Source organism: Saccharothrix sp. NPDC042600 (genome assembly GCF_040647305.1).
Classification (GTDB): domain Bacteria; phylum Actinomycetota; class Actinomycetes; order Mycobacteriales; family Pseudonocardiaceae; genus Actinosynnema; species Actinosynnema mutabilis.
In genome coordinates, this window is the sequence record NZ_JBEZBW010000012.1 from 46,624 (window position 1) to 71,441 (window position 24,818).

Sequence of the window (24,818 nt, forward strand, 5' to 3'; positions counted from 1 at the left end):
GACCGTGCGCGTGCTCGGGATCAACGCGATCTTCCACGACCCCGCCGCGGCGCTCGTCGTGGACGGACGCATCGTGGCCGCCGCCGAGGAGGAACGGTTCTCCCGGCGCAAACACGGCAAGCGACCCGTGCCGTTCTCGGCGTGGGAGCTGCCGGAGCAGGCGGCCCGCTGGTGCCTCGCGCACGCGGGCCTGTCGCCGGGCGACCTGGACGCCGTCGCGTACTCGTACGACCCGTCGCTGGTCGAGCCGAACGACGTGCCGTGGGAGGACCTGCGCACGGAGTACGCCCGCCGCGCGCCCCAGTTCCTGGCCACCGCGCTGCCCGGCCTGGACCCGGGCATCGTGCGGTTCGTGCCGCACCACGCGGCGCACGCCGGTTCCACGGGCCTGGCCGCGCCGTTCGACGGCGACTGCGCGGTGCTGGTGTCCGACGGGCGCGGCGAGTGCGGGTCGCACCTGGCGGGCAGCTACCGCGGGCACCGGCTGGAGACGCTGGCCGCGCAGAAGCTGCCGCACTCGCTGGGCCTGCTCTACGAGGACCTGACCGAGCACCTGGGATTCCTGCGCTCCAGCGACGAGTACAAGGTGATGGCGCTGGCCTCCTACGCCAAGCCGGTGCACCTGGACCTGATGCGCGAGCACATCAAGGCCACCGAGGACGGCGGTTTCCACGTCACCCCGGTGGACTGGGCGACGCTGGCCAAGCGGCGCGGGGCCGACGACGAGATGACCCGCGAGCACGCCGAACTCGCCGCCAGCGTGCAGGTGCGGCTGGAGGAGGTGCTGCTGGACCTGGTGCGCTGGCTGCACGACCGCACCGGGCAGCGGCGGCTGACGATGGCCGGCGGCGTGGCGCTGAACTGCGTGGCGAACACGCGGATCTTCGCCGAGGGCCCGTTCGACGAGGTGTGGGTGCAGCCGGCCGCCGGTGACTCGGGCACCGCGTTGGGCGCGGCGCTGCACGTGGTGGCGGAGGCCGGCGAGCCCGCCGCCGCGATGCCGGGCGCGGACCTCGGGCGCGGCTGGTCCGACGACGAGGTCGAGCAGTACCTGAAGCGGGCCAAGATCTCCTACGAGGAGCCCGCGGACGTGGCCGAGGAGGTCGCGCAGGCGTTGGCGGAGAACCGGGTCGTGGCGTGGTTCCAGGGCCGCAGCGAGTACGGCCCGCGCGCGTTGGGCCGCCGCTCGCTGCTCGCGAACCCGTGCTACGCCGAGAACCTGGAGCGCATGAACGACGTGAAGGGCCGTGAGCAGTTCCGGCCGATCGCGCCGATGGTGCTCGCGGACCGCGCGTCCGAGCTGTTCACGCGTGGCCCGTTGCCCAGTCCGTACATGCTCTTCGTGCACGACGTGCGTCCGGAGTGGAGGGACCGCATCCCGGCGGTCGTCCACGTGGACGGCACCGCGCGCGTGCAGACCGTGGACCCGGCCACCGAACCGCTGGTGGCCCGGGTGCTGGAGGGTTTCGCCGCGCGCACGGGCGTGCCGGTGATCGTCAACACCAGCCTGAACACCGCGGGGCGGCCGATGGTGGACGACCCGCGCGACGCGCTGGAGTGCTTCGGCTCCTCGCCGGTGGACCTGTTGGCGATCGGGAAGTTCGTGGTGCGGCGATGAGTCCCGATTACGCCGTGGTGATCCCGACCGTCGGCCGGGCGAGCCTGAGCGTGGTGCTGGACGCCCTGGAGCACGGCTCCGGGCCGCCGCCGCGCGAGGTGATCGTCGTGGACGACCGGCGCGACCCCGGTCCCCTGCCGCCCACGCACGGCGCGCGCGTGCTGCGCAGCGGCGGGCGCGGCCCGGCGGCGGCGCGCAACGTCGGCTGGCGGGCGGCGTGCTGCGAGTGGGTCGCGTTCCTGGACGACGACGTCGTCCCGCCGCACGACTGGAAGAAGCAGCTCGCCGCGGACCTGGAGGCGGCGGACCTTGACGTGGGCGCCTCGCAGGCCCGCATCACCGTGCCGCTGCCGCAGGACCGGCCGCCGACGGACTGGGAACGCGGCACCGCGGGCCTGGCCGACGCCAAGTGGATCACGGCGGACATGGCCTACCGGCGGGCGGCGCTGGTGCACGCGGGCGGGTTCGACGAGCGGTTCCCCCGCGCGTACCGGGAGGACGCGGAGCTGGCGCTGCGGGTGCAGGAGCACGGGTACCGGATCGTGCGCGGGTCGCGGCGGACCACCCACCCGGTGCGGGAGTCGGACTTCTTCGCCAGCCTCCGCCAGCAACGGGGCAACGCCGACGACGCGTTGATGCGCCGGTTGCTGGGCGAGGGCTGGCGGGCGCGGATCGGCGGGCACCCCGGCCGGTTGCGCCGGCACGCGGTGACCACGGCGGCGTTCGGCGTGACCGTCCTGTTGGGACTGTTCCGGTCGAGGTTGGCGCTGGTCACAGGTGCGGTGTGGGCCGGGTTGACCGCGAAGTTCGCCTTGGAACGCATCACCCCCGGGCCGAAGACGCCGGACGAGGTCGTGCGCATGGTGGTGACCAGCGTCGCCATCCCCCCTGCCGCGTGCGCCCACCGGTTGCGCGGCGAGCTGCGGCACCGGGCGGTGCGCCCATGAGGGTGTTGGTGTTGCGCGCGCTGGGGTTGGGCGACCTGTTGACCGCGGTGCCCGCGTTGCGCGGGCTGCGGCGGGCGTACCCGGACGCGGAGATCACGCTCGCCGCGCCGGCGTGGCTGTCCGACGCGGTGGACCGCATCGAGGCGGTGGACCGGCTGCTGCCCACCGAGGGCCTGGTGCCGATCGACTACCGCGAGCCCGACCTGGCGGTGAACCTGCACGGCCGCGGGCCGCGCAGCGTGGACCTGCTGCGGGTGACCGGGCCCAAGCGGCTCATCACGCACGGGACGCACGTGCCGTGGCGCGACGACCAGCACGAAGTCGACCGCTGGTGCCGGCTGCTGGCCCGCTACGGCATCCCCGCCGACCCGGAGAACCTGCACCTGACCCCGCGGACCGTGCCGGAACAGGCGCCCGCGAAGGGGCCGGTGGTCGTGCACCCCGGGGCGTCGCACGGCGCGCGCCGGTGGCCGGTGGAGCGGTTCGCCGCCGTGGTGCGGGCGATCGGGTCCGACGTCGTGGTCACCGGCAGCCCCGGCGAGGCCGGGCTGGTGCGGGCCGTGGCGTCGGCCGGCGCGGGGCGCGTCCAGATCGGTTCGCTGGGCGAGCTGCTGGACCTGGTGGCGGGCGCGCGGGCGGTGGTGTGCGGCGACACGGGTGTCGCGCACGTCGCCACCGCCTACGGCACGCCGTCGGTCCTGCTGTTCGGCCCGGTGTCGCCCGAGCACTGGGGCCCGCGGTCCGGGCCCCACAAAGTCCTGTGGCGCGGTCGGACCGGCGACACCTTCGCCGACGAGCCCGACCCCGGCCTGTTGGAGATCACCGTCGAGGAAGTCCTGACGGCGTTGGGAGGTGTGTCGTGGCCCGGATCGGTGTCATCGGCGCGGGCTATGTCGGTCTGACCACCGCCGCCTGCTTCGCCCACCTCGGTCACGAGGTGGTGTGCGCGGACGTGGACGCGGGCAAGGTGGCGGCGCTGCGGCGCGCCGAGGTGACCGCGCACGAACCGCGCCTGGCGGAGCTGGTCGCCGACGGCGTGGCGGACGGGACCCTGGACTTCGTGCTGGGCAACGGCCCGGCGCTGACCGGGGTGGACTTCGTGTTCCTGTGCGTGCCCACGCCCACCGGCGAGGACGGCGCGGCCGACCTGAGCGCGGTGGACGCGGTGCTCGCCGAGACCGAGCTGAGCGACTGCGTGCTGGTGGTGAAGTCCACCGTGCCGCCCGGCACGGCCGACCGGATCGCCGCCGACGTGCGGGTGCCCGTGGTGTCCAACCCGGAGTTCCTGCGCGAGGGCCACGCGGTGGACGACTTCCTGCGCCCCCAACGCATCGTCGTGGGCGGCGAGGAGGAACCGGCGCGCCGCGTCGTCGCCCTCTACCCCAACGCGCCCGCCCTGGTCACCGACCGGGCCAGCGCCGAGCTGGTGAAGTACGCCAGCAACTGCTTCCTGGCCATGAAGCTGTCCTACGTCAACAGCCTGGCCGAGCTGTGCGAGCAGGCGGGCGCGGACATCGAGGACGTCACCGAGGGCATGCGGCTGGACGAGCGGATCGGGTCGGCGTTCCTGCGACCCGGACCGGGGTGGGGCGGCTCGTGCTTCCCCAAGGACACCAAGGCGTTGCTGTCCACTTCGGACCAGAAGCACGTGGACTTCTCGTTGCTGCGCGCGACGATCGACACCAACGAGCGCCAGGCGCACCGCGTGGTGGAGAAGGTCCGCGCGGCGGCGGGCCCGTTGCGGGGCGCGCGGATCGGGTTGCTGGGCTTGACGTTCAAGGCCGGCACCGACGACCTGCGGGACTCCCCCGCGCTGGCCGTGGCCGCGCTGCTCGCGGCGGAGGGCGCGGTGCTGACCGGCTACGACCCGTGCGTGGACCACGACGCCGGGCCGGTGCGCGTCACCGACTCGCCGCTCTCGGCCGCCCGGGACGCCGCCGCGCTGGTGGTGCTGACCGAGTGGCCGGAGTTCGCCGAGCTGGACTGGCCCGCGCTGGCCGCCGGCATGTCGCGGCCGGTCATCGTGGACACGCGCAACCTGTTGCCCGCGGACAAGGTCACCGAGAGCGGGTTCCAGCTCGTCGCGCTGGGCCGCTAGCGCCGGCTCGCCGGCGCCGGGCCGTCAGGCGGGCCTGGTCAGGTCGCGCACCTCCGGGCGGGGTCGGAAGCCGGCCGACCGGTAGGTGGCGACCGCGCCGACGTTGGAGCTGGGGGTGCAGACGAGCGCGCTGGACGAGCCCATCCGCTGGAGCGCGGCCGCGGCGGCGAGGTTGACCGCCCTCCCGTGGCCGTGCCCGCGGTGGTCCCGGTGCGTGCCCATCGGTTCGAGCAGGCCGGGTTTGCCGGGTCCGGCCGACCACACCAGCACGGCCGCCACCGCGTTGTCCCGGGTGTCGTGGGCCAGCAGGCACCGGGCATCGCGGTAGGGCGAGCCTTGCGCCATCGCGTGCCAGCGCTCGTCGGTGAAGGTCGAGCGGTCGAACGACGCCCGGATGACGGCGGCCCACCGCGGGGCCTGCTCGGGCCCGACCACCTCGATCCGCACGCCAGGGTCCTCGACGGGCGCGGAGAGGTCGCGGCGCAGGGGCGTCCACGGCTCGCCGGCGCCCCAGCCGTGGTCGGGCAGCACGTCCTGGAGCAGCGCGTCCATCGGCGCTTCGACGCTCACCGGGCCGTCCGGCAACACGCCGCGCCCCGGGTCGGTGAGGTCTTCCACCAGGCGGTCGGCCAGTTCCGGATCCCGCCGCACGTCCGGCGCGGTGGTGACGCGCAGCAGGTCGGGGCCGTCGAGCAGGCCGACGGCGAGGACGCGCCCGTCCCGGCGCCACGTCCGGACCGCCGCGGCCGTCGCCTCCGCGCCGAACCGCCGGTACCAGCCCAGGTCGCCCGGGTGCAGCTGCATGGGCGCGCCCTCGACCTGCCACTCCCCCAGCGCGTCCACGGCCTCGTCCAGGCCGTTGACGTCCGGCGTGCTCATCACGATCGCCACGGCGGTGATCACACACCACCGCGGCGGCCGTGCGCACGCGGATTTACGAGCCGGTTGACACCTTGCGGCGGGGCTGGAACTGGCCGAGGTGCACGACCTTCATCGACGTCATCTCGTCCAGCAGCTCCGGGCCGTAACCGAAGCCGGTGCCCGACATGCGCCGGGGCTGCGCGGCGCCGCCCGGTGCGCCGCCGAACACCGCGTTGACCTTGACCGTGCCGACGGGCAGCGTCCGCCAGGCCTGTTGGGCGTGCGCCATCGAGCCGGTGAGGACGGTCGCGGCCAGGCCGTGCTCGTCGACGACGGCTTCGGCCAGCCCCTCCTCGAACGACCCGACGACGCGCACCGGGGCGACCGGGCCGAACGTCTCCTGGCGCATGACGCGCATGTTCGGGGTGCAGCGGGTGAGGACGGTCGCCGGGTAGTACGCGCCCGGCCCGTCCGGCACCTCGCCGCCGATCAGCACCTCGGCCCCGTCCGCGACCGCTTCGGCGACGTGGGCGTGCACGAGCTCGCGGTGCTCGACGTCCACCAGCGGCTGCGCCACCCAACTGCGCGCCTCGGCCACGAGGGCGCGGAGGAACTCCTCGGCGATCGCCTGGTGGACGAAGATCCGTTCGACGGACGTGCAGAGCTGGCCGGCGTTGGTGAACGCGCCGAGCGCGGCCTGCGCCGCCGCCCACCCGGGGTCCACGTCGGCGTCCACGACGAGCGCGTCGTTGCCGCCGTTCTCCAGCAGCGCCTTGGCGCCGGTGCGGGCGGTGGCGGCGAGGATCGACCGGCCGGTGGCGGTGCCGCCGACGTGGGCGACGACGTCCACGTGGTGGTCGGCGGCCAGGCGCGCGCCCACCGCGCCGTCGCCGGTCAGGGTCTGCAGGACGCCGTCCGGGAAGGCCTCGGCGATCAGGGTGCCCATGAGCAGGCCGGTGTGGGGGCAGCGTTCGCTGGGCTTGTGGACCACGGCGTTGCCGGTGACCAGCGCCGCGCCGAGCAGTCCGCAGGCGACGGCGACCGGGTCGTTCCACGGGGTGAGCGCCACGACGACGCCGCGCGGTTCGGGCACCATGAAGTCGGTGGCGTCCCAGGAGCCGAGCAGCGACCGTCCACGGTGGACCGGCCCGAGTTCGGCGTACTGCTCCAGCGTGGACACGCCGGCGAGCACGCCCTCGCGCGCCGACTCGACCGGCCGGCCGGTCTCCTGCTCCAGGACCTTCGCCAGCTCGTCCGCGTGCGTGCGCAGGATCCCCGCGCCCTGGCGCAGGGCGGCCCCGCGCTCGGCGGCCGGCGTCGCGGCCCAGCCCGGCTGGGCCTGGCGGGCGGTGAGGACCGCGCCCGCGACCTCGTCCTCGGTGGCGGTGGGGAGGTGGCCGATCGACCGGCCGTCGCGGGGGCTGCGGATGTCGAGGTCACGCATGTCCGTCATGGCGACCGGGTACCCGACCGACCACGGGGAAACACCCAGGGAGGACCCATGCCCGGACGCAAGGAACTGCCCAGCACGGTCGCCCGTTCGCCGAAGAAGGCGCAGCGGACGTGGATCAAGGCGCACGACTCGGCGGTGGAGACCTACGGCGAGGGCGAACGCGCCCACCGGACCGCGTTCTCGGCGCTGAAGCACTCCTTCGAGAAGGTGGGCGACCACTGGGAACCCAAGGACCACAAGGGCCCGTCGGACAAGCAGGCCGCGCGCAGCACGCCGCGGCAGGGCAAGACGGCCGGCGGCGTCGACGCGAACGCGAGCAAGCAGCACCTGTACGACGTGGCCAAGCGCCTGGACGTGCCCGGCCGGTCGAGCATGACGAAGCAGGAACTGGTGGAAGCCATCCGGAAGGCGAACAACCGCAAGACCGCGAAGGCCCGCTCCTGACGGTGGGCCGGCCGGGTTCTGGGTGTCCCGATCGAGTGACATACAGGATCCGGCACTTTCCGCCCCCTCGCGCGTCCCGTGTAGAGGAGGAGGCGCGGGACGGGGGCGGTGCGGCGGGAACGGGGTAGGCGCGGCGCTGGGCCGGCCGGGCCGGTCGGAGGGCTGGAGCCGGCGAGAGCGAGGGCCGGGCCGGCGGTGGCCGGCTGGCTGGAGCTGGGCTGGCGGGAGCTGGGTCGGCGGGAGCTGGGCTGGCGGGAGCTGGGTCGGCGGGAGCTGGGTCGGCGCTGACCCGGCCCCGCTGCCTGGCCCCGCCGCCTGGCCCCGCTGCCTGGCCCCGCTGCCTGGCCCCGCCGCCTGGCCCCGCCGCCTGGGGGCCCGGCCGGGTCAGGGTTCGCGCCACTTGGTGTCGGTGAGCATGCCCGACGCCTGGGGGCCCATGAGGAGCATGCCGCCGTCCACCACGAACGACGCCCCGGTCACGTACGAGGCCGCCGGGGTCGCCAGGAACGCCACCACCGCCGCGACCTCCTTCGCGTGCCCCGGACGGCCCAGCGGCACGCCCGGCCTCGGCTGGGTGCGCGGGTCCACGTCCTCCTGGCCCGTCATCGGGGTCGAGATCTCGCCCGGCGCCACCGAGTTCACCGTGATGTCGTGCTCGGCCAACTCCATCGCCAGCACCTTCGTCAACGCGCCCAAACCGGCCTTCGCCGCGCAATAAGGGGCCGAACCGACCCGTGGCGCGTGCTCGTGCACCGACGTGATGTTGATGATCCGCCCACCCTTGCCGGCCTCGATCATGTGCCGCGCCGCGCGCTGCGAGCACAGGAACGCGCCGTCCAGGTCCACCGACAGCACGTGCCGCCAGGTGGCGAAGTCCATGTCCATCGCCTTGGTCGTGGAACCGGTGCCGGCGTTGTTCACCAGCACGTCCACGCCGCCCAGCTCCTCGGCCAGCTCGTCCACCACCGACGCGGCGGCCGGCAGGTCGGACAGGTCCAGCCGCCGGACGGCGGCCCGGACGCCCAGGTCGCGGACCTTCGCGGCGGTGTCGGAGGCGCCCTGCTCGTCGGTGTGCCAGGTGATGCCCACGTCGGCGCCGCCGCCGGCCAGGGCCACGGCGATCGCCTCGCCGATACCCGAGTCCGAGCCGGTGACGATGGCGCGCAGCGGCGCGCCCCTGCGGTCCTGCGGGAGTGGTGTGCCCATGTCCGGCGGGTACCCGTGCCCGGGTTTGCGACACACCGTGACGGGAACGCAGCAGGGGACAAGGCAGGTCGAAGGGAGAACCCCACCATGAAGGCCGTCACCTGGCACGGCAAGCGGGACGTGCGCGTGGACGAAGTCCCCGATCCCATCCTCAAAGAGCCCACCGACGTCATCGTCCGCGTCACGTCCAGCGGGATCTGCGGCTCTGACCTGCACCTCTACGAGGTGATGGGTCCGTTCATCGACGAAGGCGACATCCTCGGCCACGAGCCGATGGGTGTGGTCGAGGAGGTCGGCGCGCAGGTCACCGCGGTAAAACCGGGCGACCGGGTGGTGGTCCCGTTCAACGTCTCCTGCGGCTCGTGCTTCATGTGCGGGCAGGGTCTCCAGTCGCAGTGCGAGACCACCCAGGTCCGCGAGCAGGGCACCGGCGCGGCGCTGTTCGGCTACACCAAGCTCTACGGGCAGGTGCCCGGCGGGCAGGCCGAGTACCTGCGGGTCCCGTTCGGCAACACGCTGCCCATCAAGGTGCCGGAGGGCCCGCCGGACGACCGGTTCGTGTACCTGTCCGACGTGCTGCCCACCGCGTGGCAGGCGGTCGAGTACGCGAGCGTCAAGGAGGGCGGCAGCCTCGTGGTGCTCGGGCTCGGGCCGATCGGCGACATGGCGTGCCGGGTGGCCCGGCAGAAGGGCGTCGCCAACGTCATCGGCATCGACCTGGTCCCCGAGCGGATGGCGCGGGCGCGGCAGCGCGGCGTGACCGTGATGAACGTCCGCGACAGCCACCTGGTCGACCACGTCAAGGACCTGACCGACGGGCGCGGCCCGGACGCCGTCATCGACGCGGTCGGCATGGAGGCGCACGGCGCGCCCGTCGCGAAGCTCGCCCACCAGGCGGTGGGTCTCCTGCCGGACGCCATCGCGGCCCGGTTCATGAAGACCGCGGGCGTCGACCGGCTGCACGCGCTGCGCCTGGCGATCGACCTGGTCCGGCGCGGCGGGACGATCTCCGTCGTCGGCGTGTACGGCGGCATGGCCGACCCGATGCCGATGCTGACCCTGTTCGACAAGCAGGTCCAACTGCGGATGGGCCAGGCGAACGTGTGGCGCTGGGTGCCGGAGATCCTGCCGTTGCTGACCGACGGCGACCCGCTGGGCACCGAGGACTTCGCCACCCACCACCTGCCGCTCGACCAGGCGCCGCACGGGTACGAGATCTTCCAGCAGAAGCGGGACAACGCCGTCAAAGTGCTGCTCACGCCATGAGGCGCTATCGTCCGCACATGGTGCGGTGGTTGGGCGTGCTGGCCACGGCCCTCGTGGTGGGCGGGTGCGGTTCCGGCAGTGCGGACGTGGTGCGGAGCGCGGCCGAGGAGTTCCTGACCGCGGCCTCTTCCGGTGACGGCGAGCGCGCTTGCTCCCTGCTCACCGAACGGGCGCGCGAAGACTGTTCCAGTGTGGACGTTCCCGGTGGGACGGTCGAGGAGGTCGTCGTGTGGGGCGACGCGGCGCAGGTCCGCACGTCGTCCGGTGACACGTTGTTCCTGCGCGAGATGTCCTCGGGCTGGCGCGTTTCGGGCGCGGGGTGCGAGACCGTGCCCGACCGGCCGTACGACTGCGAGGTGGGTGGGCCGTGACACAGCGCGGGATGTTCTACGCCTACCTGCTCGGTGTCCTGGCCGGGTTGGCGTGCTTCATCGTCATCGGGGTGATGGGGCTGTGAAGAGGTTCTTGCGCGACAACGGCCTGGCGCTCACCTTCGGCCTGCTCTTCCTCGGGTCGCTGACCGGGCAGGCGTTCGCGGGCAACGCGGACCTGAACAACCGGCGGCTGACCGACGGCGGCGACCCGATCGGGCTGTGGCAGTACGTGCTCTCGTCGGACTTCGCGGTGGACGTGGCGGAGAACTGGCAGTCCGAGTACCTCCAGTTCTTCCTGTTCATCCTGGCCACGGTGTGGCTGATGCAGCGCGGCTCCAACGAGTCCAAGCCCGCCCACCGGCTGGGTCCGGAGTCCGACGAGCAGCAGTACCTGGGCGAGCACGCGAAGCCGAACTCCCCGCCGTGGGCGCGGGCGGGCGGCTGGCGGACGCGCCTGTACTCCAACTCGCTGGGCCTGGTGATGCTGGTGCTGTTCCTGGGCTCGTGGCTCGCGCAGTCGATCGCGGGGCGCAGCGCCTACAACAACGAGCAGCTGATCGACTTCCAGGACCCGGTCGGCTGGTGGGAGTACGTGCTGTCGGCCGACTTCTGGAACCGCTCGCTGCAGAACTGGCAGTCCGAGTTCCTGGCGATCGGGTCGATGGCGATCTTCAGCGTGTACCTGCGGCAACGCGGTTCGTCGGAGTCCAAGCCGGTCGGCACGCCGCACAACACGACCGACGAGTCCGGTTGAGCGGCGGTCACCGGGACGGGGCGGTCCGGGCGACCACGCGGTCGCGCCCGGCGTCCTTGGCCGCCAGGAGGGCGATGCTCGCCTCCTCCACCGCGTCGGTGACCGTCGCGCCCTCGCCCACCTCCACCGCGCCCACGGACACCGTCACCACCCCGCTCGGGTCGCCCCGGTGTTCGACCCCGAGCTCCCGCACGGCCACCCGGACCCGTTCGGCGAGCGCGGTCGCCTCGGCGAGCCGGGTCCGGGGCAGCAGGACCGCGAACTCCTCGCCGCCGTAGCGGTAGGTCCGGCCCGGCACGGTGGCGGCGATGGCCGCGCCGACCCGGCGCAGCGCCTCGTGGCCGGCGAGGTAGCGGTAGTGGGCGTTGTAGCTGTGGAAGCGGTCGATGTCGGCGATCAGCAGGCAGTACGGTCGCGCGGACCCGTTGAGCGCGGATCCGTTGAGCCGGGCGTGGTCGGCGTCGAAGGTGGCGGCGTTGGGCAGGCCGGTCCGCTGGTCGGTGGTCGCCGCCTCGACCAGGGCTTCGCGCTCGCGGCGCAGCCGTTCCAGCTCCCCGGCCAGGTCGTCCAGGTCGAGCTTGTGCGCGAGCGCCCAGTCGCGCAGGTCGTCGTGGTAGACCACGGCGCGCGACCGCCCGGCGGCCTTGGCCCGGTACATGGCGACGTCCGCGTCCCGCAGCAGCTCCTCCACCCGGTGCCCCCGGCGCACCGCCACGACGCCCACGGACCCGGTCACGCGCACCGGTTCGCCCGCGACCTCGAACGGGGTCCCGATCGCCGCCAGGACCTCCTCGGCCACGGCGCGCGCCTCCGGTTCGCCGGTCCCGTCCAGCAGCACCACGAACTCGTCACCGCCGAACCGGGCCGCCGTCCCGCGCCCGGAGACCACCTCCGCCAGGCGCGCCCCGACCCGGCGCAGCACCTGGTCCCCGGCCCCGTGGCCGAGGCGGTTGTTGACGTCCTTGAACCCGTCGAGGTCGAGGAACATCAGCGCCGGCCCCGGCCCGCCGCGCACCGCCTGCTCCAACCGGGGCAGCAGGCCCGCCCGGCTGGTCAGCCCGGTCAGGGCGTCGGTGTCCAGCGCCGCGCCCAGCCGCGCGGCCCGCTCCGCCCAGCCGGTCACGTCCAGGGCGACGACCAGCAGCCCGCCGATCGCCGGGTCGTCGCGCAGGTCGCGGACCACCAGGTCCACGCTGCGCGCCGCCGAACCGGCGACGGGGACCGCGCACGTGCCGCGGGACGCCCCGGTGGACGCGGCCTGGAGGAACGTCGCCACGGACGCGGCGTCCTCCGGGGCCACGAGGTCGGGGAACGCCCCGGACGCCGTCCCGAACAACCGCGTGGCGGCGGGCGAGGCCCACCGCACGGCCAGGTCGTCCGCGCCGAGCACCAACACCGCCGCGTCCCCGCGCTCCAACACCGCCTGGTGGAAGCCGATCCCCTCGCGCACCCGAAGCCCCCTTCGCAACGCCACCCCGACGGTAGCGAAACGATCACCGGAACGCGGCGGAACCGGGCCGGCCGATCACCGAACGGCCCGAACGGCGCAACCGGTCCGGGTCGGCCAGTTCCGGGTCGGCCAGTTCCGGGTCGGCCAGTCTCGGGTCGGCTAGTCCAGGTCGGCGTCGTCGGCGGCTTCGATGTTGCTCTGGCCGCGTTCGCGCCACGGCAGCAGGAACCACAGGGTGCCGAAGAACGCCGCCGCCAGCACGCCCATCACGATCGACAGCCAGCCGCCCACGATGACCTCGGCCAGCAGCAATATGGTGCCGGTCATCGCCACCGCCAGGCACGCCAGGCCGATGACGGCGAAGCGGTTCGCCACCTCGATGATGTCCTCGCGCCGACCGCGCCGGAACAGGATCCGGTGCCACGCCGCGGGTGCGGTCAGCAACGCCACCGCGCCCGCCGCGAACAGCACCGTGAGCAGGTGCGTCGAACGGATGTAGAGGTCGGCTGACGCATAGCGTTCCGTGAACGCGATGGACAGCAGGAAACCGAACAGGATCTGCACGCCGGCCTGGGCCACGCGCAGTTCCTGCAGCAACTCGTTGAGGTTGCGGGCCAATCTGCGCTGATCGGAGAGTTCGGCTTCGCTCACCCGCCCCGAATACCCGGCATCAGCGCTGGTCAACCACCCTGATGGTGTTCAGCGACGCGTCGGTCGGGTCCGGCAGGTACATGCCCGCTGCACGGCCGCTCAGCAGGTAGTCCACCACCGCCTCGGTGATCACCTCGCCGGGCAGCGCGGCGGGCACGCCCGGCGGGTACGGGCTCAGCGTCTCCGCGCAGATCCGGCCGACCGCCTCGCGCGCCGGCACGTGGGAGGCCGTCGCGAAGTGGGCCTCGCGAGGCAGCATGGCCTGCTCCAGCTCCAGCTCGCCCGGGTCCGGGATCTCCACCCGCTTGGCCCGCGGCAGCTCGCCCGAGTGCTCCACCAGCGCCGAGATGGCCGTCACCAGCCGCTCCACCGTCTCGTCGTCGTCGGCCACGGTGATCTGGGCCGCGATGCGCCGGTGGTCGGACAGGCCCACGTCCACGGCGCACTCCGAACGCAGCCACTCGTTGGCCGTGTACCCGGAGATGCCCAGCTCCGACAGGTCCATCACGATCTTCAACGGGTCGTGGTCGTCGGCGCGGTCCGGGCTGACCACGTGCTCGCGCTCCACCACGGTCACCAAGCCGCGCAACCGGTCCCGCACCTCGGCGCACCGCTTCAACGTGCGGTCCAGCAGTTCTTCGCCGTGCTCGACCATCTGCCGCCGCCACCCGTCGAGCCCCGCGTAGACCAGCGCGGACGGGCTGGTGGTGTCCAGGATGTCCGCGCGCAGCGACAGCACGTCCGGGTCCACCCGGTCACCCTGCAGGTGGTACACCGAGCCCTGCTCCAGGCCCGCGCCCATCTTGTGCACGCTGGTCACGCACAGGTCGGCGCCGGCGTCCATCGCCCACGCCGGCAGACCGGGGTGGAACGGCAGGTGCGCGCCCCACGCCTCGTCCACGATGAGCGGCTTGTCGTGCGAGTGGCAGACGGCGGCCGTCTCCTTGATGGCCGCGCACGTCCCGTAGTCGGTGGGCGTGATGAGCAGCATGCCCTGCGCGTCCGGCGCGCGCGAGAACGCCTCCGCCACCTCGTCGGGCGCGGGCGGGTAGGACCACTCCCAGAACGCGTCCCACCGCGGGTGCACCCACACCGGCTGCACCCCGCTGATGATCAGCCCGGCGATGACGGACTTGTGGGCGTTGCGCGACACCAGCAGCTTCTGCCCCGGGCGGGCCACGGTGATGATGCACGTCTTCACCGACAGCGAGCTGCCGCACGTGGAGAAGAACGCCTTGTCCGCGTCCACGGCGTCGGCCATCAGCTCCTCGGCCTCGGACAGGACGCCGCCGCTCATCATCCGGTCGTCCAGGCCGTTCATCATGATGATGTCCGACCGGAACACGTCCTCGCCCAGCACCTCCAGCACCCGCGGGTCCACCCCGCGCCCCTGCTTGTGGCCCGGCGGGATGAACGGGACGTGTCCGCGCCGGTGGTAGTCGGCGATGGCGTCCAGCACGGGTGCTTTCGAGTGGTCCATACGCCCGTGTGCCACGGTCACACCACCTCCAAACCGTCGTCCCCCTTGCGGGTCGCCCGCAACCGCAGGGTGAAGTGGTTGAGGGTCGCCGGGAACGGCGGGTCGAGCGTCTCGAACTCCAGGTGCTCACGCAGGGTGTCCAGCATGGTCCCGGCGCTGACCAGCACCAGGTCCCGCCCCGGGCACACGCCCGGACCGGCGCTGAACGGCACCAGCGCGGGCTCCTCGTTCGGCCACAGCTCGGGCCGGTAGGTGTCGCCGTAGAACCGGTGGAAGTACGGCGCGAACACGATGAACGTCGTGTTCTCCGGCAGCCACGTCCCGTGCCAGCGGGTCGCGATGGTGCTCTCCCGCAGGATCACCGGCGTGGTCGGCCACAGCCGCGCCGACTCCAGGACGCCCGCCGGACCGGACGCGCCGATCGCCAGCGCCCGCATCGTCACGATCCCGGCCGCGTCGAAGGCGAACAGCCAGTGCGGGGCCTGCGACGCCACGTCGTCGGCCGGCGCGAGCGAGGCCAGGCTGTTGGGCTCGGACCGCTCCAGGTGCTCGTGCAGCCGCCGCTCGAACCGCCGCCGCAGCCCGCGCCGCTTCGGGTGCAGGAACGCCCAGTTCGCGTTGCCGCGCAACGTCTTCAGGTCGTCGGTCAACGCCGAGTCGGCGCGTGCGCCCGCGCCGAGGACGATGCGCCGCGCCACCCGCCACCACACCCGGGTGAAGTCGTCCCACGTCAGCACGCCGGTGTTCATCACGTGCCGCACCAACAGGTCCGCCTCGTCGCGCACCACGGCCTCGACGTCGAGCTTCTCCGGCCGCAGCACGACGTCGTTGAACCGCCTGCGCTTCTCCCGCTCCGGCCCGCACGTGGCCAGCGACCCGTGCGGCTGGAAGTGGTTCAGGGCCGCGCGCTTCTCGGTGGTGGCCGGGTGGAACGGCTCGGGCGTCTCGGCCAGCAGCCGCGCCACGTCCTCCGGGTCGAGCACCAGCGCGACGCTGCGCCCGGTCACCCGCAGCCGCAGCGGCTCGGGCCCGTACTTGTCCCGCAACGCCTTCATCGTGCGCACGGCCAACGCGTCGGCCTGCACCTTCTCCGCCATCGCCATCACGGGCGGGCGGCGCACGATCACACCTTTGGCCAGCGTGGGCAGCAGGACGTTGGCGAACGCCTTGCCGGTGTCCAACCGGGAGGCTACGGCCATGACCCCTCCTCCTCGTGCGCCACGACCAGTTCCCGCACCTCGCACCCGGCGGGCTGGCGCAGCGCGAACATGATCGCGTCGGCCACGTGCTCCGGCGGGTTGAGCTTCGAGTCGTCCGCCGGCCGGTACTGCTCGGCCCGGCCGTCGAAGAACCTGGTCTTCATGCCACCGGGGATCAGCAACGTCACCCCGACCCGGCCCGCGGTCTCGGCCGCCAGCGCCCGGGTGAACCCGACCACGCCGAACTTGGAGGCGCAGTAGGCGGTCGCGTCGCTGACGGCCTTGATGCCCAGCGTGGACGCCACCGTCACCACCCGGCCGCCCTCCAGGTACGGCAACGCCGACCGCACCACCGCCGCGGTGCCCAGCAGGTTGACCAGCACCACCCGCTCCCAGTCGGCCGCGGGCACGTCGACGAGCCTGCCGCACGCGTCCGTGCCCGCCGCGGTCACCACGGCACGCAGCCCGCCGTTGCGCTCGGCGATGTCGCGCACCGCCCGTTCGGCGGCCCGCGTGTCGGACAGGTCGACCGACTCGAAGTCCACCGCCTCGTCCGACGCGGGCGCCGCCTTGTCCAGCACGAGCGGCTGCCCGCCCGCTTCGCGCACCGCGTGCACGACGGCCGCGCCCAACCCGGACGCGCCGCCGGTCACCAACACCTGCCCCACCATGTCCTAGCCCCTCCTCGCCAGTAGCCGGGTCGTGGACCGCCCCTGGTGGTACGGCACCACCACGGTCCGCCCGCCCCAGGACCGCACCAGCGCGGCCTCGGGCAGGGATTCGGCGCGGTAGTCGCCGCCCTTGACCCAGATGTCGGGCCGCAGCCGGTCCAGCACCCGTTCCGGGGTGTCCTCGTCGAAGATCACCACGTCGTCCACGCACTCCAGCGCGCGCAGGATCTCCGCGCGGTCGTGCTGCCTGGTCACCGGCCGGTCCGGGCCCTTGAGCCGCCGCACGGACTCGTCGGAGTTCAGGCTCACCACCAGGCAGTCGCCCAACGCGCGCGCCGCCTCCAGGGTCCGCACGTGGCCCGCGTGCAGCAGGTCGAAGCACCCGCCGGTCGCCACCACCACGCCGCCCCGCGCCCGCGTCGCGTCCACGGAGGAGCGGCGCACGGTGTGGAACCCGGAGGCCCCGCCGGCCGCCAGGAAGTCCGCCGCGGACGCCACCGCGGCGGCCACGGCGTCGTCGGTCGCGTCACCGCGCATCAACCGGGCCGCCGCGGTCACCGCGAACCGGTCCCCCGCGCCGCACGGGTCCAGCACGGCCACCGGCGGCGCGGGCACGGCCACGGGCGTGCCGCCGAAGTGCAGCAACGCGCCGTCCGCGCCGAGCGTCACCACGACCGCCTTCGCGCCCCAACGCCGGCGCAGCGCGTCGGCCGCCTCCTCGGGGTCGTCGCACCCGCTGAACCGCGAGGCCTCGCTGTGGTTGGGCGTCACCAGCCACGCGCCCGGCGTCGGCTCCGGACCGCGCGGGTGCGGGTCCCACACGACGGGCCTGCCCGCCAACGCCTCGCGCAGCCGCCCGTCGAAGGCCAGCCCGCGCCCGTAGTCCGACACCAGCACCATGTCCGCGGCGCGCACCGCGTCCAGCATGTCGTCGGTGGCGGTGGGCCGGCCGCGGCCGCCGCCGCGGTCCATGCGGGCGATCGAGTGCCCGGCGCAGCGCAGCCGGGTCTTGACCGAGGTGGCGGCGGGCGAGTGCCCGAACACCGTGGGCACGTCGGCCAGCGCGTCGCGCAGCCGCCACCCGTCGGCGTCGTCGGCCACCGCCGTCACCAGGGTGACGTCCACGCCGTCGCGCCGCGCCAGCGACGCCGCCAGGCCCGCGCCGCCGGGCCGCACGCGCTCCTCGCGCACGTCCAGCACCGGCGCGGGGGCGTCCGGGCACAGCCGGTCGGCCGTGCCCTCCACGTCCACGTCCAGCAGCGAGTCACCGACCACGACCAGCTTCACGACACCCTCCGGGAGGACAGCGGCAACGCGGCCTCGAACGCCTCGCACAGCGCGTGCACCGCGACCAACTGGGCTTCCTGCACGTTGGCGGGGATGCCGGGCAGCGCCAGCACCTCGTCGGCCACCGCCGCGAGCGGGTTGGGGGCGGGACCGGTCAGCGCCCACACCACCGCGCCCGCGCGCCGGCCGGCGTGCGCGGCCTCCAGCAGGTTCGGGCTCTTGCCGCTGGTGGACAGCAGCACCACCACGTCGCCGGGGCGGGCGTGGGCGGTCACCTGGCGGGCGAACACCTGGTCGTAGCCGTAGTCGTTGCCGATCGCGGTCACGCTGGAGGACTCCGCGCACAGCGCGATCGCCGAGAACGGCTGCCGGTCGTCGCGGAAGCGCCCGACCAACTCGGCGGTCAGGTGCTGCGCCTCGGCCGCGGACCCGCCGTTGCCCGCCGCGAGCAGCCGCCCGCCCGCGGTCAGCCGCCGGGCCAGCAGCGAACCCCAGCGGGTGACCCGCGAGGCCTGTGCCTCCAACCCGGCCAGCGTCTCCGCCAGACCGCGCAAGTGCTGCTCGACGCTCACTTCGCGCCACCTCCCACGGCGATGTCGGCCGGGACCCCGGCGCCCGCCCGTTCGTAGACGCGCGCGGTGTCCGCCGCGACTCGGTCCCACGTGTAGCGGGCGTGCACCCGGTCGGTGCCGGCCAGCCCGAACGCCTCCCGCCGGCCCTGGTCGGCCAGCAGCGACCGCACGGCCCGCGCCAGCGCCACCGGGTCGCGCGGCGGCACCAGGCACCCGGTCACGTCGTCCACGACGGTGTCGGTCAGCCCGCCCACCGCCGAGGCCACGACGGGCACGCCGCACGCCATCGCCTCCAGCGGCACGATCCCGAACGGCTCGTACCACGGCACGCACACCACCAGGTCGGCCGAGCGCAGCAGCGACGGCATCGCCGTGCGCGACACCTGGCCGATGAACCGCACCCGGTCCCGCACGCCCATCTCGCGGGCGTGCTCCAGCAGCCGCAGCGCCTCCGGGTCGCTCGCCATGTCCGCCGACCCGCCCGCCACGACCAGCTCGGTGTCCGGCACCGACCGCAGCGCGGTGATCACGTCCGAGAAGCCCTTGCGCGGCACCAGCCGGCCGACGGTGACGATCCGGTGCGGCAGCGCCCGCCGGTCGCGCGGACCCTCGGGCCGGAACAGCTTCGGGTCCACGCCGCAGGGCACCACGGTGATCCGGGCCCGCGGCACGCCCATCCGCAGCAGCTCGAACACCTCGTCCCCGCAGGTGGCCGCGACCCGCGTCACCTCGCGCCCGACGAGCCGCTCGGTGGCGATCCGCTCCACCGGGCTGGTGTCGGCGCCGCCCTGGTGGCGGCGCTTGACCGTGCCCAGGGCGTGGAAGGTCTGCACGACCGGGATGCCCAGGCCGCGGGTGGCCAGCACGGACGCCAGGCCGGACATCCAGAAGTGCCCGTGCACGACGTCGGGCGCGTCGAACTCCCAGCGCGCCCGAAGGTACTTGGCGAAGTCGCCCATGTGCGGCAGGAGCTCGTCCTTGGGCACCTGCCCGGGCGGTCCGGCCGGCACGTGGACCACGTCGTAGCCCTGCTCGGTGCGCACGACCTCGGGCAGGTCGGGGCTGTCGCGGCGGGTGTAGACGGCCACCTCGTGCCCCTGGGCCACCAGGGCGGCGGACAGCGACGCCACGTGCACGTTCTGGCCGCCCGCGTCCACCCCGCCCAACGCCGCCAACGGGCTGGCGTGCTCGGACACCATCGCGATCTTCATCGACTCACCTCCGCCAACAACCGGTCCCAACCACGCAGGAACGCGTCGAGGCCGTACCTGGCCAGGGCGAACTCCCTGGCCTGCTTGCCCTTCTCGCGGGCCGACGCCGGATCGGCCACCAGCTCGGCCACGCCACGTTCGAGTTCCGCGACGTCGGTGGACACCACGCCCGCCTCGGGCGGCACGGCGCGGACCACCTCGGTGCACGCGAGCGCCACGACGGGCATGCCCAGGTGCATCGCCTCGATCAACGACAGGCCCAGCGACGTCCACCGCACCGGGTGCAGGTAGAGCCGGCGCTTGGCCACCTCGCGGTGCAACACGTCCAGCGGGTGGTCACCGCGTCCCCACTCGCCGAGCTCCTCGGTGCCCATGCCGAACACGTCCAGCGGCGCCACCGCCGCGAACCGCGCCAACAGGTCGGTACCCACGACGCGCCCACGCCGAACGGGGTCGTTCACCACAACGGCGGAGTGCGGCAGTTCACCGGTGTAGAGGTGGCCGGGGTCCACCACGCCGTGCTCGATCACCGTGGTCCGCGTGGTGCCGCAGTCCCACATGAGGTCGTTGAAGTGGGTCACGTGGACCAGGAGTCCCGGCCAGTCGGCCATGGGGTGCTTGAGATTGGGCTTGGCGGGCGTGTTGTGCTCCAGGTAGATCACCGGGATCCCCTTGGGCACCAACGCCAGTTGCTCGACCTCCTGCACGACCGCGACATCGGCGTCCACTTCGGACAGGTCCACCTCGCGCGCCGCCGGCCAGTCCCGGCCCAGCAGGCCCTTGCCGTGCGGCGGCCCGGGGACCAGGTACTCGTGGCCGCCCCGGACGAACGCGTTCGCCCACGACCCGTGCACGTGCCACACCAGGACCTTCACGCCCGCACCCCCACCAGTTGCTGCACGGCGGCGACCACGTGGCCGGGCGTCACCCGGTCCAGGCACGGGTGGCCGGGCACCGGGCACTCGCGCGCCCGCGTCCCCGCGCACGCCGCGCGTTGGTCGCCCAACAGGACATGCGGCCCGTGCGGCGCCCACCGGGCGGCGGGCACGACGGGCGCGAACAACGACACCACCGGCGTGCCGACGGCGACCGCGAGGTGCGCCGGGCCGGTGTTGCCCACCACCACCGCGTCCGCCGCGGCGAGCACCCCGGACAGCTCGGCGAACGTCGTGCGCCCGCCCAGGTCCAGGCCGTGCGCGCCGGCGACGTACGCGGTCAGCTCCGTCTCGGCGGGACCGCCGGTCACCACGACCCGGTGGCCCGCCTCGCACAACGCCTCCACCGCCGCCTTGCACCGCTCCGGCGACCAGGCCCGAGCGGGCACCGACGCGCCGGGGTGCACCACGACGTACGGCGGCGGGAACGGCGACTCCGGCGGCGGCAGCACCGCGAGCCTGCCGTCGTCGCCGGGCGGCAGCTCGAACCCGGCCGCGCGCGCCACGCCCAGCGCCCGGCTCGCCTCCGGGATGTCCGGGTCGTCGCGCAGCCGCACGTCCAGCAGCGACCCCGGGTAGTCCACCGACCGCGCCACGATCCGCGGCACGCCCGCCAGCCGCAGCAGCAACGCCAGCGGCAACGGGCTCTGGTGGAACGAAGTCAGGACCAGGGCGACGTCCGCGCGCACGCCCTTCAACAAGGCCACCAGACCTTCGATGTCCGGCGCGCGCACCTCCGGCGCGGGCGCGGCGATCCACGGGCAGTCCCAGCGGATGATCCGACGAACCCCCGGCAGCAACTCCGCCGCCTGCGCGCCCTTGTGCCCGCACAACAGGACGACCTCGCTCGACGCCGCCGCCGCGCGGATCGCCGGACCGGCCAGCAGCACGTCCCCGTCGCTGTCCAACCGGGCCACCAACGTCCTCTGTGGACCGTTCATCGGATCACCGCCAGCGCCGAGAGCAGATCCGTTGCCGTGCAAGGAGCACGATCGACTTCCTCGCGCAGCGTCCGTTCCGTCGGGACCAGCACCGACCGCGCGCCCGCGGCCCGCGCCGCGTCCACGTCCGCGCCGATGTCGCCGATGACCACCGTCCGTGACGGATCGACGTCCAGCGCGGCGCACGCGGCGATCACCAGGCCGGGTTCGGGTTTGCGGCACCCGCACCCCTCGTCGGGGTGGTGCGGGCAGATCTGCCACGTGCCGAAACGGCCCAGCAGCTCCTCCACCCGCGCGTTGACCGCGGCGACCTGCTCGTGGGTGAGCAGCCCGCGGCCGATGCCGGACTGGTTGCTCACCACGCCCGTCTTCACACCGCGTGCGCGCAGCTCACGCACCGTTTCCACGGCTCCCGGCATGAGCGAAACGCGTGCCGGGTCACCGTTGTACGGCACATCTCGAACTAGCGTGCCGTCGCGGTCGAACAGCACGGCCTGGGGGTACTGGTCCACAGAGGAGAGTTAGCCGGTGAGCCGGCTCGCAAACACTTCTCGGAGAAGCGCTACTCACTGTCACCCATGTGTGGGGCGCGGCCCCCGTGGGTAGCCCAGGAGGGCAGTCGACCAGAGGAGAGGTTGTTTCCTGTGACGACGATCGAGAAGTCCGTGGACGTCGAGGTACCGGTGCAGACCGCGTACAACCAGTGGACCCAGTTCGAGTCGTTCCCGGAGTTCATGGAAGGTGTCGAGCGCATCGACCAGGTGACCGCCACCCGCACCCACTGGGTGACCAAGATCGGTGGCGTGGAACGGGAGTTCGACGCCGAGATCACCGAGCAGCACCCCGACGAGCGCGTGGCCTGGCACACCGTCGACGGCCCCCCGCAGGGCGGCGTGGTGACCTTCCACCGGCTCGACGACCGGCACACCCGGGTGCACCTGCAGATGGAGTACGACCCGCAGACGTTCACCGAGAAGGCGGGCACGGCCCTGGGTGTCGTGCAGACGCGCATCTCCGGTGACCTGAAGCGGTTCAAGGAGTTCATCGAGCGCCGCGGCACCGAGACCGGTGCGTGGCGGGGTGACGTCAGCCGGCCGCCGCAGGCCGGGGAGACGCGCCACGACCTGCCCGACGGCGGGTTGCCGGGCGACCCGATCCGATGAGCACGCGGGCGGCGCGGGGGCCGCGGAGACGAAGCTGGGCGCACCCACCCATCCCGCGCCCCCGTCCGCCCATCGAAGTGCACGGCGGAGCTTGAAACCACAGGCTCCAAGCGAAAGGGGCGACCTCCTCGGAGGTCGCCCCTTCTTCGTGCCGGCTCAGCCCCTCTTGAGGCGCTCGAACACCTGGTTCACCGACTGCCACAGCGCCGACGCCGCGTCACCCAGCAGCGACGGGCCGCTGCCGCGCGCGATGTCGATACCGGCGTCGTCCTCCTCCTTGGGGTGCACGTCCTGCGCCAGCAGCCGCCCCACCACCGCGAGCACCACGTCCGGGTGACCCAGGGGCAGCGGCGCGGCGAAGGTCTGCACCGACTTGACCACGCCCTCGTGCTCGTTGGCCAGGTCGCCGACCCGCGCGCCGGCCGCCGCGCCCGCCACCAGGTGCACGGGCACGTCCCGGTCGCGGAACTCCGCCAGGACCTCGTCCACCTCCTGCCAGGGCTGGTCGGCCGCGGGCAGCCGGCACCACATCACCTGCAGGTGGTCGGTCAGCGGGCGCCACGTCGCGGGCAGGTCGCCGTGCGGCGCGGCCCCCGACGGGTCCAGCACGACCACGGCGGGCGCGTCGACGGGACCCGCCCACACCACGGACGGGCCCTTGGTCCTGGTCTCACCCATGCGACACCTCCAGCGCGGCCGGTTCCACGCAGTAGACGGTGAAGGCGGAGCGGATGATCGGCTGCGCCACGTTGCGCACCCGCACCCCGCCCGGGGTCATGCCGTGCTCGACGCCGAAGTGGGCGTGCCCGTGCACCGCGAGGTGGGTGCCGGTGTTGTCGATGGCCTCGCCCAGCAGGTAGGAGCCGAGGAACGGGTAGATCTCCGGCGGCTCGCCGCGCAACGTGTCCGGCACCGGCGCGTAGTGCGTCAACGCCACCTTCACGTCCGTTTCCAGCTCCCGCAGCGCGTTCTCCAGCGACTCGGCGATCTCGCTGGTGTGCCGGATGAACGCCTTCATCTCCCGCTCGCCGAACGCGCTGCCGCACTTGCCCGCGAACCCGCCGCCGAAGCCCTTCACCCCGGCCACGCCGAGGGTGTGCCCGTCGACGGGGATGGTCACGGAGTCGCCCTCCAGCACGGTGAGCCCGGCGTCGCGCAGCACCTGCGTGACCTCGGCGGGCTTGTCGTCGTGGTGGTCGTGGTTGCCCAGCACCGCCACGACGGGCACCGGCAGGTCCTTGAACTCGTCGGCCACGACCCGGGCCTCCGACACGGTCCCGTGCCGGGTCAGGTCGCCCGCGAGCAGCAGCACGTCGGCGTGCTCGCCGAGCTTGTCCAGCGCGGGCCGCAACCGCCCGCGCGCGTCCTCGCCGAGGTGCACGTCCCCGACCGCGGCGACGCGGATCATCGCAACTCCTCCCTGCCCTCGGGTTCACCGACCGGCGTGACCTTCACGTCGTCCAGCACGGTCAGCTCCGGCGCGACGTCGTGGATCACCGCTTCCAGCTCGTCGCGCCGCTCGGCGCACGCCACGTCGCCGGACAGCAGCACGTGGTCGCCGCGCACGGTCACCCGCACCCCCAGCTCGGTGGTCCGCGGGTCTTCGGCCAACGCCCGGCGCAGCCGGGCCGCGAGGTACTGCTCAGCGGTCATCAGGGGCTCCTGTGATCCCGAGGCGCTCGATCAGCACGAGGAACGCCTCCGCGTACGGGGAATGGGCGGTGGCCTCGCGGACGCGCCGCCAGTCGATCTGCTCGCGCAGCGCCCGCGCGAACGGCAGCAGCTCGCTGAAGTCGCAGCGGTGGCCGTCCAGCACCAGCAGCTTGCTGATCATCACTTCGGTCGCGGGCATCACCGGCAACGTCACCGAGCCGACGGCCAGCTCCTCGGCCCGCCCCAGCGTGTCGTCGGTGACCGGCACCTCGTTCGGGCGGAAGAGCAGGTCCACCAGCGAGTCGCCGTCGTAGACCTTGAGCAGCCAGTCCTCCGGGGCGTCGGCCGCTCTCATCCCGGCGGCGACCAACGCGCTCACGGCGGGCTTGGCGTCCTCCTCCCGCACGAGGATGTCCACATCGTGCTCAGTCGCCGGCCCGCCCCGCGCGTACACCGCGCAACCACCCGACAACGCGAACGGGATCTGCTGCTCGCGCAGCACCTTCGCCACCTTGGTCAAAGTGCGCAACAACTCGTCCTGAACGCCGCTCATGGTCCTGACTACCCCGAGCGACAAGGCTTCA

At 73.6% G+C, this 24,818-nt stretch carries 27 protein-coding genes; 9 read left to right on the plus strand and 18 right to left on the minus strand.

Translation table 11 applies throughout. From position 1 onward, the window contains the following. The first annotated feature begins 4 nt into the window (after positions 1–4). Genes AB0A74_RS11340 through AB0A74_RS11355 form a run of 4 tightly spaced genes read left to right on the plus strand, consistent with a single transcriptional unit; the run spans position 5 to position 4,663 of the window. Entirely contained in the window at positions 5–1,618 is a 1,614-nt protein-coding gene (locus tag AB0A74_RS11340; RefSeq protein ID WP_358248712.1) for a carbamoyltransferase C-terminal domain-containing protein, read from the plus strand. After that, positions 1,615–2,565 carry a glycosyltransferase gene (locus tag AB0A74_RS11345; protein WP_358248713.1) on the plus strand — a complete coding sequence of 317 codons (951 nt, stop codon included), beginning with the start codon at positions 1,615–1,617 and terminating at the stop codon, positions 2,563–2,565. The genes AB0A74_RS11340 and AB0A74_RS11345 overlap by 4 nt, the downstream gene beginning before the upstream one ends. Continuing rightward, positions 2,562–3,467, plus strand: coding sequence for a glycosyltransferase family 9 protein (locus AB0A74_RS11350; RefSeq protein WP_358248714.1), 906 nt, complete (start codon positions 2,562–2,564; stop codon positions 3,465–3,467). Before AB0A74_RS11345 ends, AB0A74_RS11350 begins: the two co-directional genes overlap by 4 nt. Next, positions 3,425–4,663 carry a UDP-glucose/GDP-mannose dehydrogenase family protein gene (locus AB0A74_RS11355; protein ID WP_358248715.1) on the plus strand — a complete coding sequence of 413 codons (1,239 nt, stop codon included), beginning with the start codon at positions 3,425–3,427 and terminating at the stop codon, positions 4,661–4,663. The genes AB0A74_RS11350 and AB0A74_RS11355 overlap by 43 nt, the downstream gene beginning before the upstream one ends. Positions 4,664–4,687: 24 nt before the next feature. Here AB0A74_RS11355 and AB0A74_RS11360 read toward each other — a convergent pair whose 3' ends face one another. After that, positions 4,688–5,566 (minus strand): GNAT family N-acetyltransferase, encoded by an 879-nt coding sequence (locus AB0A74_RS11360; RefSeq protein WP_358248716.1) that lies wholly within the window; start codon positions 5,564–5,566, stop codon positions 4,688–4,690. Positions 5,567–5,597: 31 nt separating this feature from the next. After that, positions 5,598–6,977, minus strand: a complete 1,380-nt coding sequence (locus AB0A74_RS11365; RefSeq protein ID WP_358248717.1) for an aldehyde dehydrogenase family protein — start codon at positions 6,975–6,977, stop codon at positions 5,598–5,600. A 48-nt stretch (positions 6,978–7,025) separates the two neighbouring features. Between AB0A74_RS11365 and AB0A74_RS11370 the strand changes: the two genes are divergently transcribed. Further along, positions 7,026–7,421, plus strand: a complete 396-nt coding sequence (locus AB0A74_RS11370) for a ChaB family protein (protein ID WP_343931511.1) — start codon at positions 7,026–7,028, stop codon at positions 7,419–7,421. A 384-nt stretch (positions 7,422–7,805) separates the two neighbouring features. Here the strand turns inward: AB0A74_RS11370 and AB0A74_RS11375 are convergent, their stop codons facing one another. Beyond that, positions 7,806–8,627: an SDR family oxidoreductase gene (locus AB0A74_RS11375; protein WP_358248718.1), complete on the minus strand. Its 822-nt coding sequence runs from the start codon at positions 8,625–8,627 to the stop codon at positions 7,806–7,808. Between the two features lie 87 nt (positions 8,628–8,714). Here AB0A74_RS11375 and AB0A74_RS11380 point away from each other — a divergent pair, with 87 nt between their 5' ends. From AB0A74_RS11380 to AB0A74_RS11390, 3 genes are all read left to right on the plus strand, one after another. Further along, positions 8,715–9,893, plus strand: coding sequence for a zinc-dependent alcohol dehydrogenase (locus AB0A74_RS11380; protein WP_358248719.1), 1,179 nt, complete (start codon positions 8,715–8,717; stop codon positions 9,891–9,893). Positions 9,894–9,910: 17 nt separating this feature from the next. Continuing rightward, positions 9,911–10,264 carry a hypothetical protein gene (locus AB0A74_RS11385; protein WP_358248720.1) on the plus strand — a complete coding sequence of 118 codons (354 nt, stop codon included), beginning with the start codon at positions 9,911–9,913 and terminating at the stop codon, positions 10,262–10,264. An 82-nt stretch (positions 10,265–10,346) separates the two neighbouring features. Beyond that, positions 10,347–11,021 (plus strand): DUF6766 family protein, encoded by a 675-nt coding sequence (locus AB0A74_RS11390; protein WP_358248721.1) that lies wholly within the window; start codon positions 10,347–10,349, stop codon positions 11,019–11,021. A 7-nt stretch (positions 11,022–11,028) separates the two neighbouring features. On the opposite strand, the gene AB0A74_RS11395 is transcribed toward AB0A74_RS11390, so the two are convergent. From AB0A74_RS11395 to AB0A74_RS11445, 11 genes are all read right to left on the minus strand, one after another. Beyond that, entirely contained in the window at positions 11,029–12,471 is a 1,443-nt protein-coding gene (locus AB0A74_RS11395) for a GGDEF domain-containing protein (RefSeq protein WP_358248722.1), read from the minus strand. A gap of 159 nt (positions 12,472–12,630) precedes the next feature. Further along, positions 12,631–13,122, minus strand: a complete 492-nt coding sequence (locus AB0A74_RS11400) for a DUF6328 family protein (RefSeq protein WP_358248789.1) — start codon at positions 13,120–13,122, stop codon at positions 12,631–12,633. A 19-nt stretch (positions 13,123–13,141) separates the two neighbouring features. Continuing rightward, entirely contained in the window at positions 13,142–14,602 is a 1,461-nt protein-coding gene (locus AB0A74_RS11405) for an ornithine decarboxylase (RefSeq protein WP_358248790.1), read from the minus strand. 17 nt (positions 14,603–14,619) lie between these two features. Next, complete coding sequence (locus AB0A74_RS11410; RefSeq protein ID WP_358248723.1) at positions 14,620–15,801, minus strand: cytochrome P450; 1,182 nt, start codon at positions 15,799–15,801, stop codon at positions 14,620–14,622. Beyond that, a complete protein-coding gene (locus AB0A74_RS11415) occupies positions 15,792–16,472 on the minus strand; it encodes an SDR family oxidoreductase (protein ID WP_358248724.1) in 681 nt (226 codons plus the stop codon). Before AB0A74_RS11415 ends, AB0A74_RS11410 begins: the two co-directional genes overlap by 10 nt. Before the next feature lie 3 nt (positions 16,473–16,475). Further along, the gene (gene rfaE2 / locus AB0A74_RS11420) at positions 16,476–17,759 is read right to left on the minus strand and encodes a D-glycero-beta-D-manno-heptose 1-phosphate adenylyltransferase (RefSeq protein WP_358248725.1); all 1,284 of its coding nucleotides are present in this window, start codon (positions 17,757–17,759) and stop codon (positions 16,476–16,478) included. Then, complete coding sequence (locus AB0A74_RS11425; protein ID WP_358248791.1) at positions 17,756–18,292, minus strand: SIS domain-containing protein; 537 nt, start codon at positions 18,290–18,292, stop codon at positions 17,756–17,758. The genes rfaE2 and AB0A74_RS11425 overlap by 4 nt, the downstream gene beginning before the upstream one ends. A gap of 35 nt (positions 18,293–18,327) precedes the next feature. Beyond that, positions 18,328–19,542 (minus strand): glycosyltransferase, encoded by a 1,215-nt coding sequence (locus AB0A74_RS11430; protein WP_358248726.1) that lies wholly within the window; start codon positions 19,540–19,542, stop codon positions 18,328–18,330. Next, the gene (locus tag AB0A74_RS11435; protein WP_358248727.1) at positions 19,539–20,417 is read right to left on the minus strand and encodes a glycosyltransferase; all 879 of its coding nucleotides are present in this window, start codon (positions 20,415–20,417) and stop codon (positions 19,539–19,541) included. Before AB0A74_RS11435 ends, AB0A74_RS11430 begins: the two co-directional genes overlap by 4 nt. Then, positions 20,414–21,418, minus strand: coding sequence for a glycosyltransferase family 9 protein (locus AB0A74_RS11440; RefSeq protein WP_358248728.1), 1,005 nt, complete (start codon positions 21,416–21,418; stop codon positions 20,414–20,416). The genes AB0A74_RS11435 and AB0A74_RS11440 overlap by 4 nt, the downstream gene beginning before the upstream one ends. Continuing rightward, on the minus strand, positions 21,415–21,909 hold the full coding sequence (locus AB0A74_RS11445; protein ID WP_358248729.1) for an HAD family hydrolase: 495 nt from the start codon (positions 21,907–21,909) through the stop codon (positions 21,415–21,417). Before AB0A74_RS11445 ends, AB0A74_RS11440 begins: the two co-directional genes overlap by 4 nt. Positions 21,910–22,062: 153 nt before the next feature. Here AB0A74_RS11445 and AB0A74_RS11450 point away from each other — a divergent pair, with 153 nt between their 5' ends. Then, complete coding sequence (locus AB0A74_RS11450) at positions 22,063–22,581, plus strand: SRPBCC family protein (protein WP_358248730.1); 519 nt, start codon at positions 22,063–22,065, stop codon at positions 22,579–22,581. A gap of 156 nt (positions 22,582–22,737) precedes the next feature. Here AB0A74_RS11450 and AB0A74_RS11455 read toward each other — a convergent pair whose 3' ends face one another. From AB0A74_RS11455 to AB0A74_RS11470, 4 genes are read right to left on the minus strand one after another with little or no spacing between them, the layout of a single operon-like run. After that, a complete protein-coding gene (locus AB0A74_RS11455; RefSeq protein ID WP_358248731.1) occupies positions 22,738–23,259 on the minus strand; it encodes a hypothetical protein in 522 nt (173 codons plus the stop codon). After that, entirely contained in the window at positions 23,252–23,989 is a 738-nt protein-coding gene (locus AB0A74_RS11460) for a metallophosphoesterase (protein ID WP_358248732.1), read from the minus strand. Before AB0A74_RS11460 ends, AB0A74_RS11455 begins: the two co-directional genes overlap by 8 nt. Beyond that, positions 23,986–24,234 (minus strand): BON domain-containing protein, encoded by a 249-nt coding sequence (locus AB0A74_RS11465; RefSeq protein ID WP_121220064.1) that lies wholly within the window; start codon positions 24,232–24,234, stop codon positions 23,986–23,988. The genes AB0A74_RS11460 and AB0A74_RS11465 overlap by 4 nt, the downstream gene beginning before the upstream one ends. Next, positions 24,224–24,787, minus strand: a complete 564-nt coding sequence (locus AB0A74_RS11470) for a hypothetical protein (RefSeq protein ID WP_343931490.1) — start codon at positions 24,785–24,787, stop codon at positions 24,224–24,226. The genes AB0A74_RS11465 and AB0A74_RS11470 overlap by 11 nt, the downstream gene beginning before the upstream one ends. Positions 24,788–24,818 lie beyond the last annotated feature (31 nt).

Bases quoted from the DNA above. Each gene is read 5' to 3' on its own strand.
- AB0A74_RS11470 (WP_343931490.1), bottom strand. From the start codon at position 24,787: ATGAGCGGCGTTCAGGACGAGTTGTTGCGCACTTTGACCAAGGTGGCG.
- AB0A74_RS11365 (WP_358248717.1), bottom strand. From the start codon at position 6,977: ATGACGGACATGCGTGACCTCGACATCCGCAGCCCCCGCGACGGCCGG.
- AB0A74_RS11460 (WP_358248732.1), bottom strand. From the start codon at position 23,989: ATGATCCGCGTCGCCGCGGTCGGGGACGTGCACCTCGGCGAGGACGCG.
- AB0A74_RS11465 (WP_121220064.1), bottom strand. From the start codon at position 24,234: ATGACCGCTGAGCAGTACCTCGCGGCCCGGCTGCGCCGGGCGTTGGCC.
- AB0A74_RS11385 (WP_358248720.1), top strand. From the start codon at position 9,911: ATGGTGCGGTGGTTGGGCGTGCTGGCCACGGCCCTCGTGGTGGGCGGG.
- AB0A74_RS11405 (WP_358248790.1), bottom strand. From the start codon at position 14,602: ATGGACCACTCGAAAGCACCCGTGCTGGACGCCATCGCCGACTACCAC.
- AB0A74_RS11350 (WP_358248714.1), top strand. From the start codon at position 2,562: ATGAGGGTGTTGGTGTTGCGCGCGCTGGGGTTGGGCGACCTGTTGACC.
- AB0A74_RS11345 (WP_358248713.1), top strand. From the start codon at position 1,615: ATGAGTCCCGATTACGCCGTGGTGATCCCGACCGTCGGCCGGGCGAGC.
- AB0A74_RS11415 (WP_358248724.1), bottom strand. From the start codon at position 16,472: ATGGTGGGGCAGGTGTTGGTGACCGGCGGCGCGTCCGGGTTGGGCGCG.
- AB0A74_RS11370 (WP_343931511.1), top strand. From the start codon at position 7,026: ATGCCCGGACGCAAGGAACTGCCCAGCACGGTCGCCCGTTCGCCGAAG.
- AB0A74_RS11380 (WP_358248719.1), top strand. From the start codon at position 8,715: ATGAAGGCCGTCACCTGGCACGGCAAGCGGGACGTGCGCGTGGACGAA.
- AB0A74_RS11375 (WP_358248718.1), bottom strand. From the start codon at position 8,627: ATGGGCACACCACTCCCGCAGGACCGCAGGGGCGCGCCGCTGCGCGCC.
- AB0A74_RS11440 (WP_358248728.1), bottom strand. From the start codon at position 21,418: ATGAACGGTCCACAGAGGACGTTGGTGGCCCGGTTGGACAGCGACGGG.
- AB0A74_RS11455 (WP_358248731.1), bottom strand. From the start codon at position 23,259: ATGGGTGAGACCAGGACCAAGGGCCCGTCCGTGGTGTGGGCGGGTCCC.
- AB0A74_RS11410 (WP_358248723.1), bottom strand. From the start codon at position 15,801: ATGGCCGTAGCCTCCCGGTTGGACACCGGCAAGGCGTTCGCCAACGTC.
- AB0A74_RS11430 (WP_358248726.1), bottom strand. From the start codon at position 19,542: ATGAAGATCGCGATGGTGTCCGAGCACGCCAGCCCGTTGGCGGCGTTG.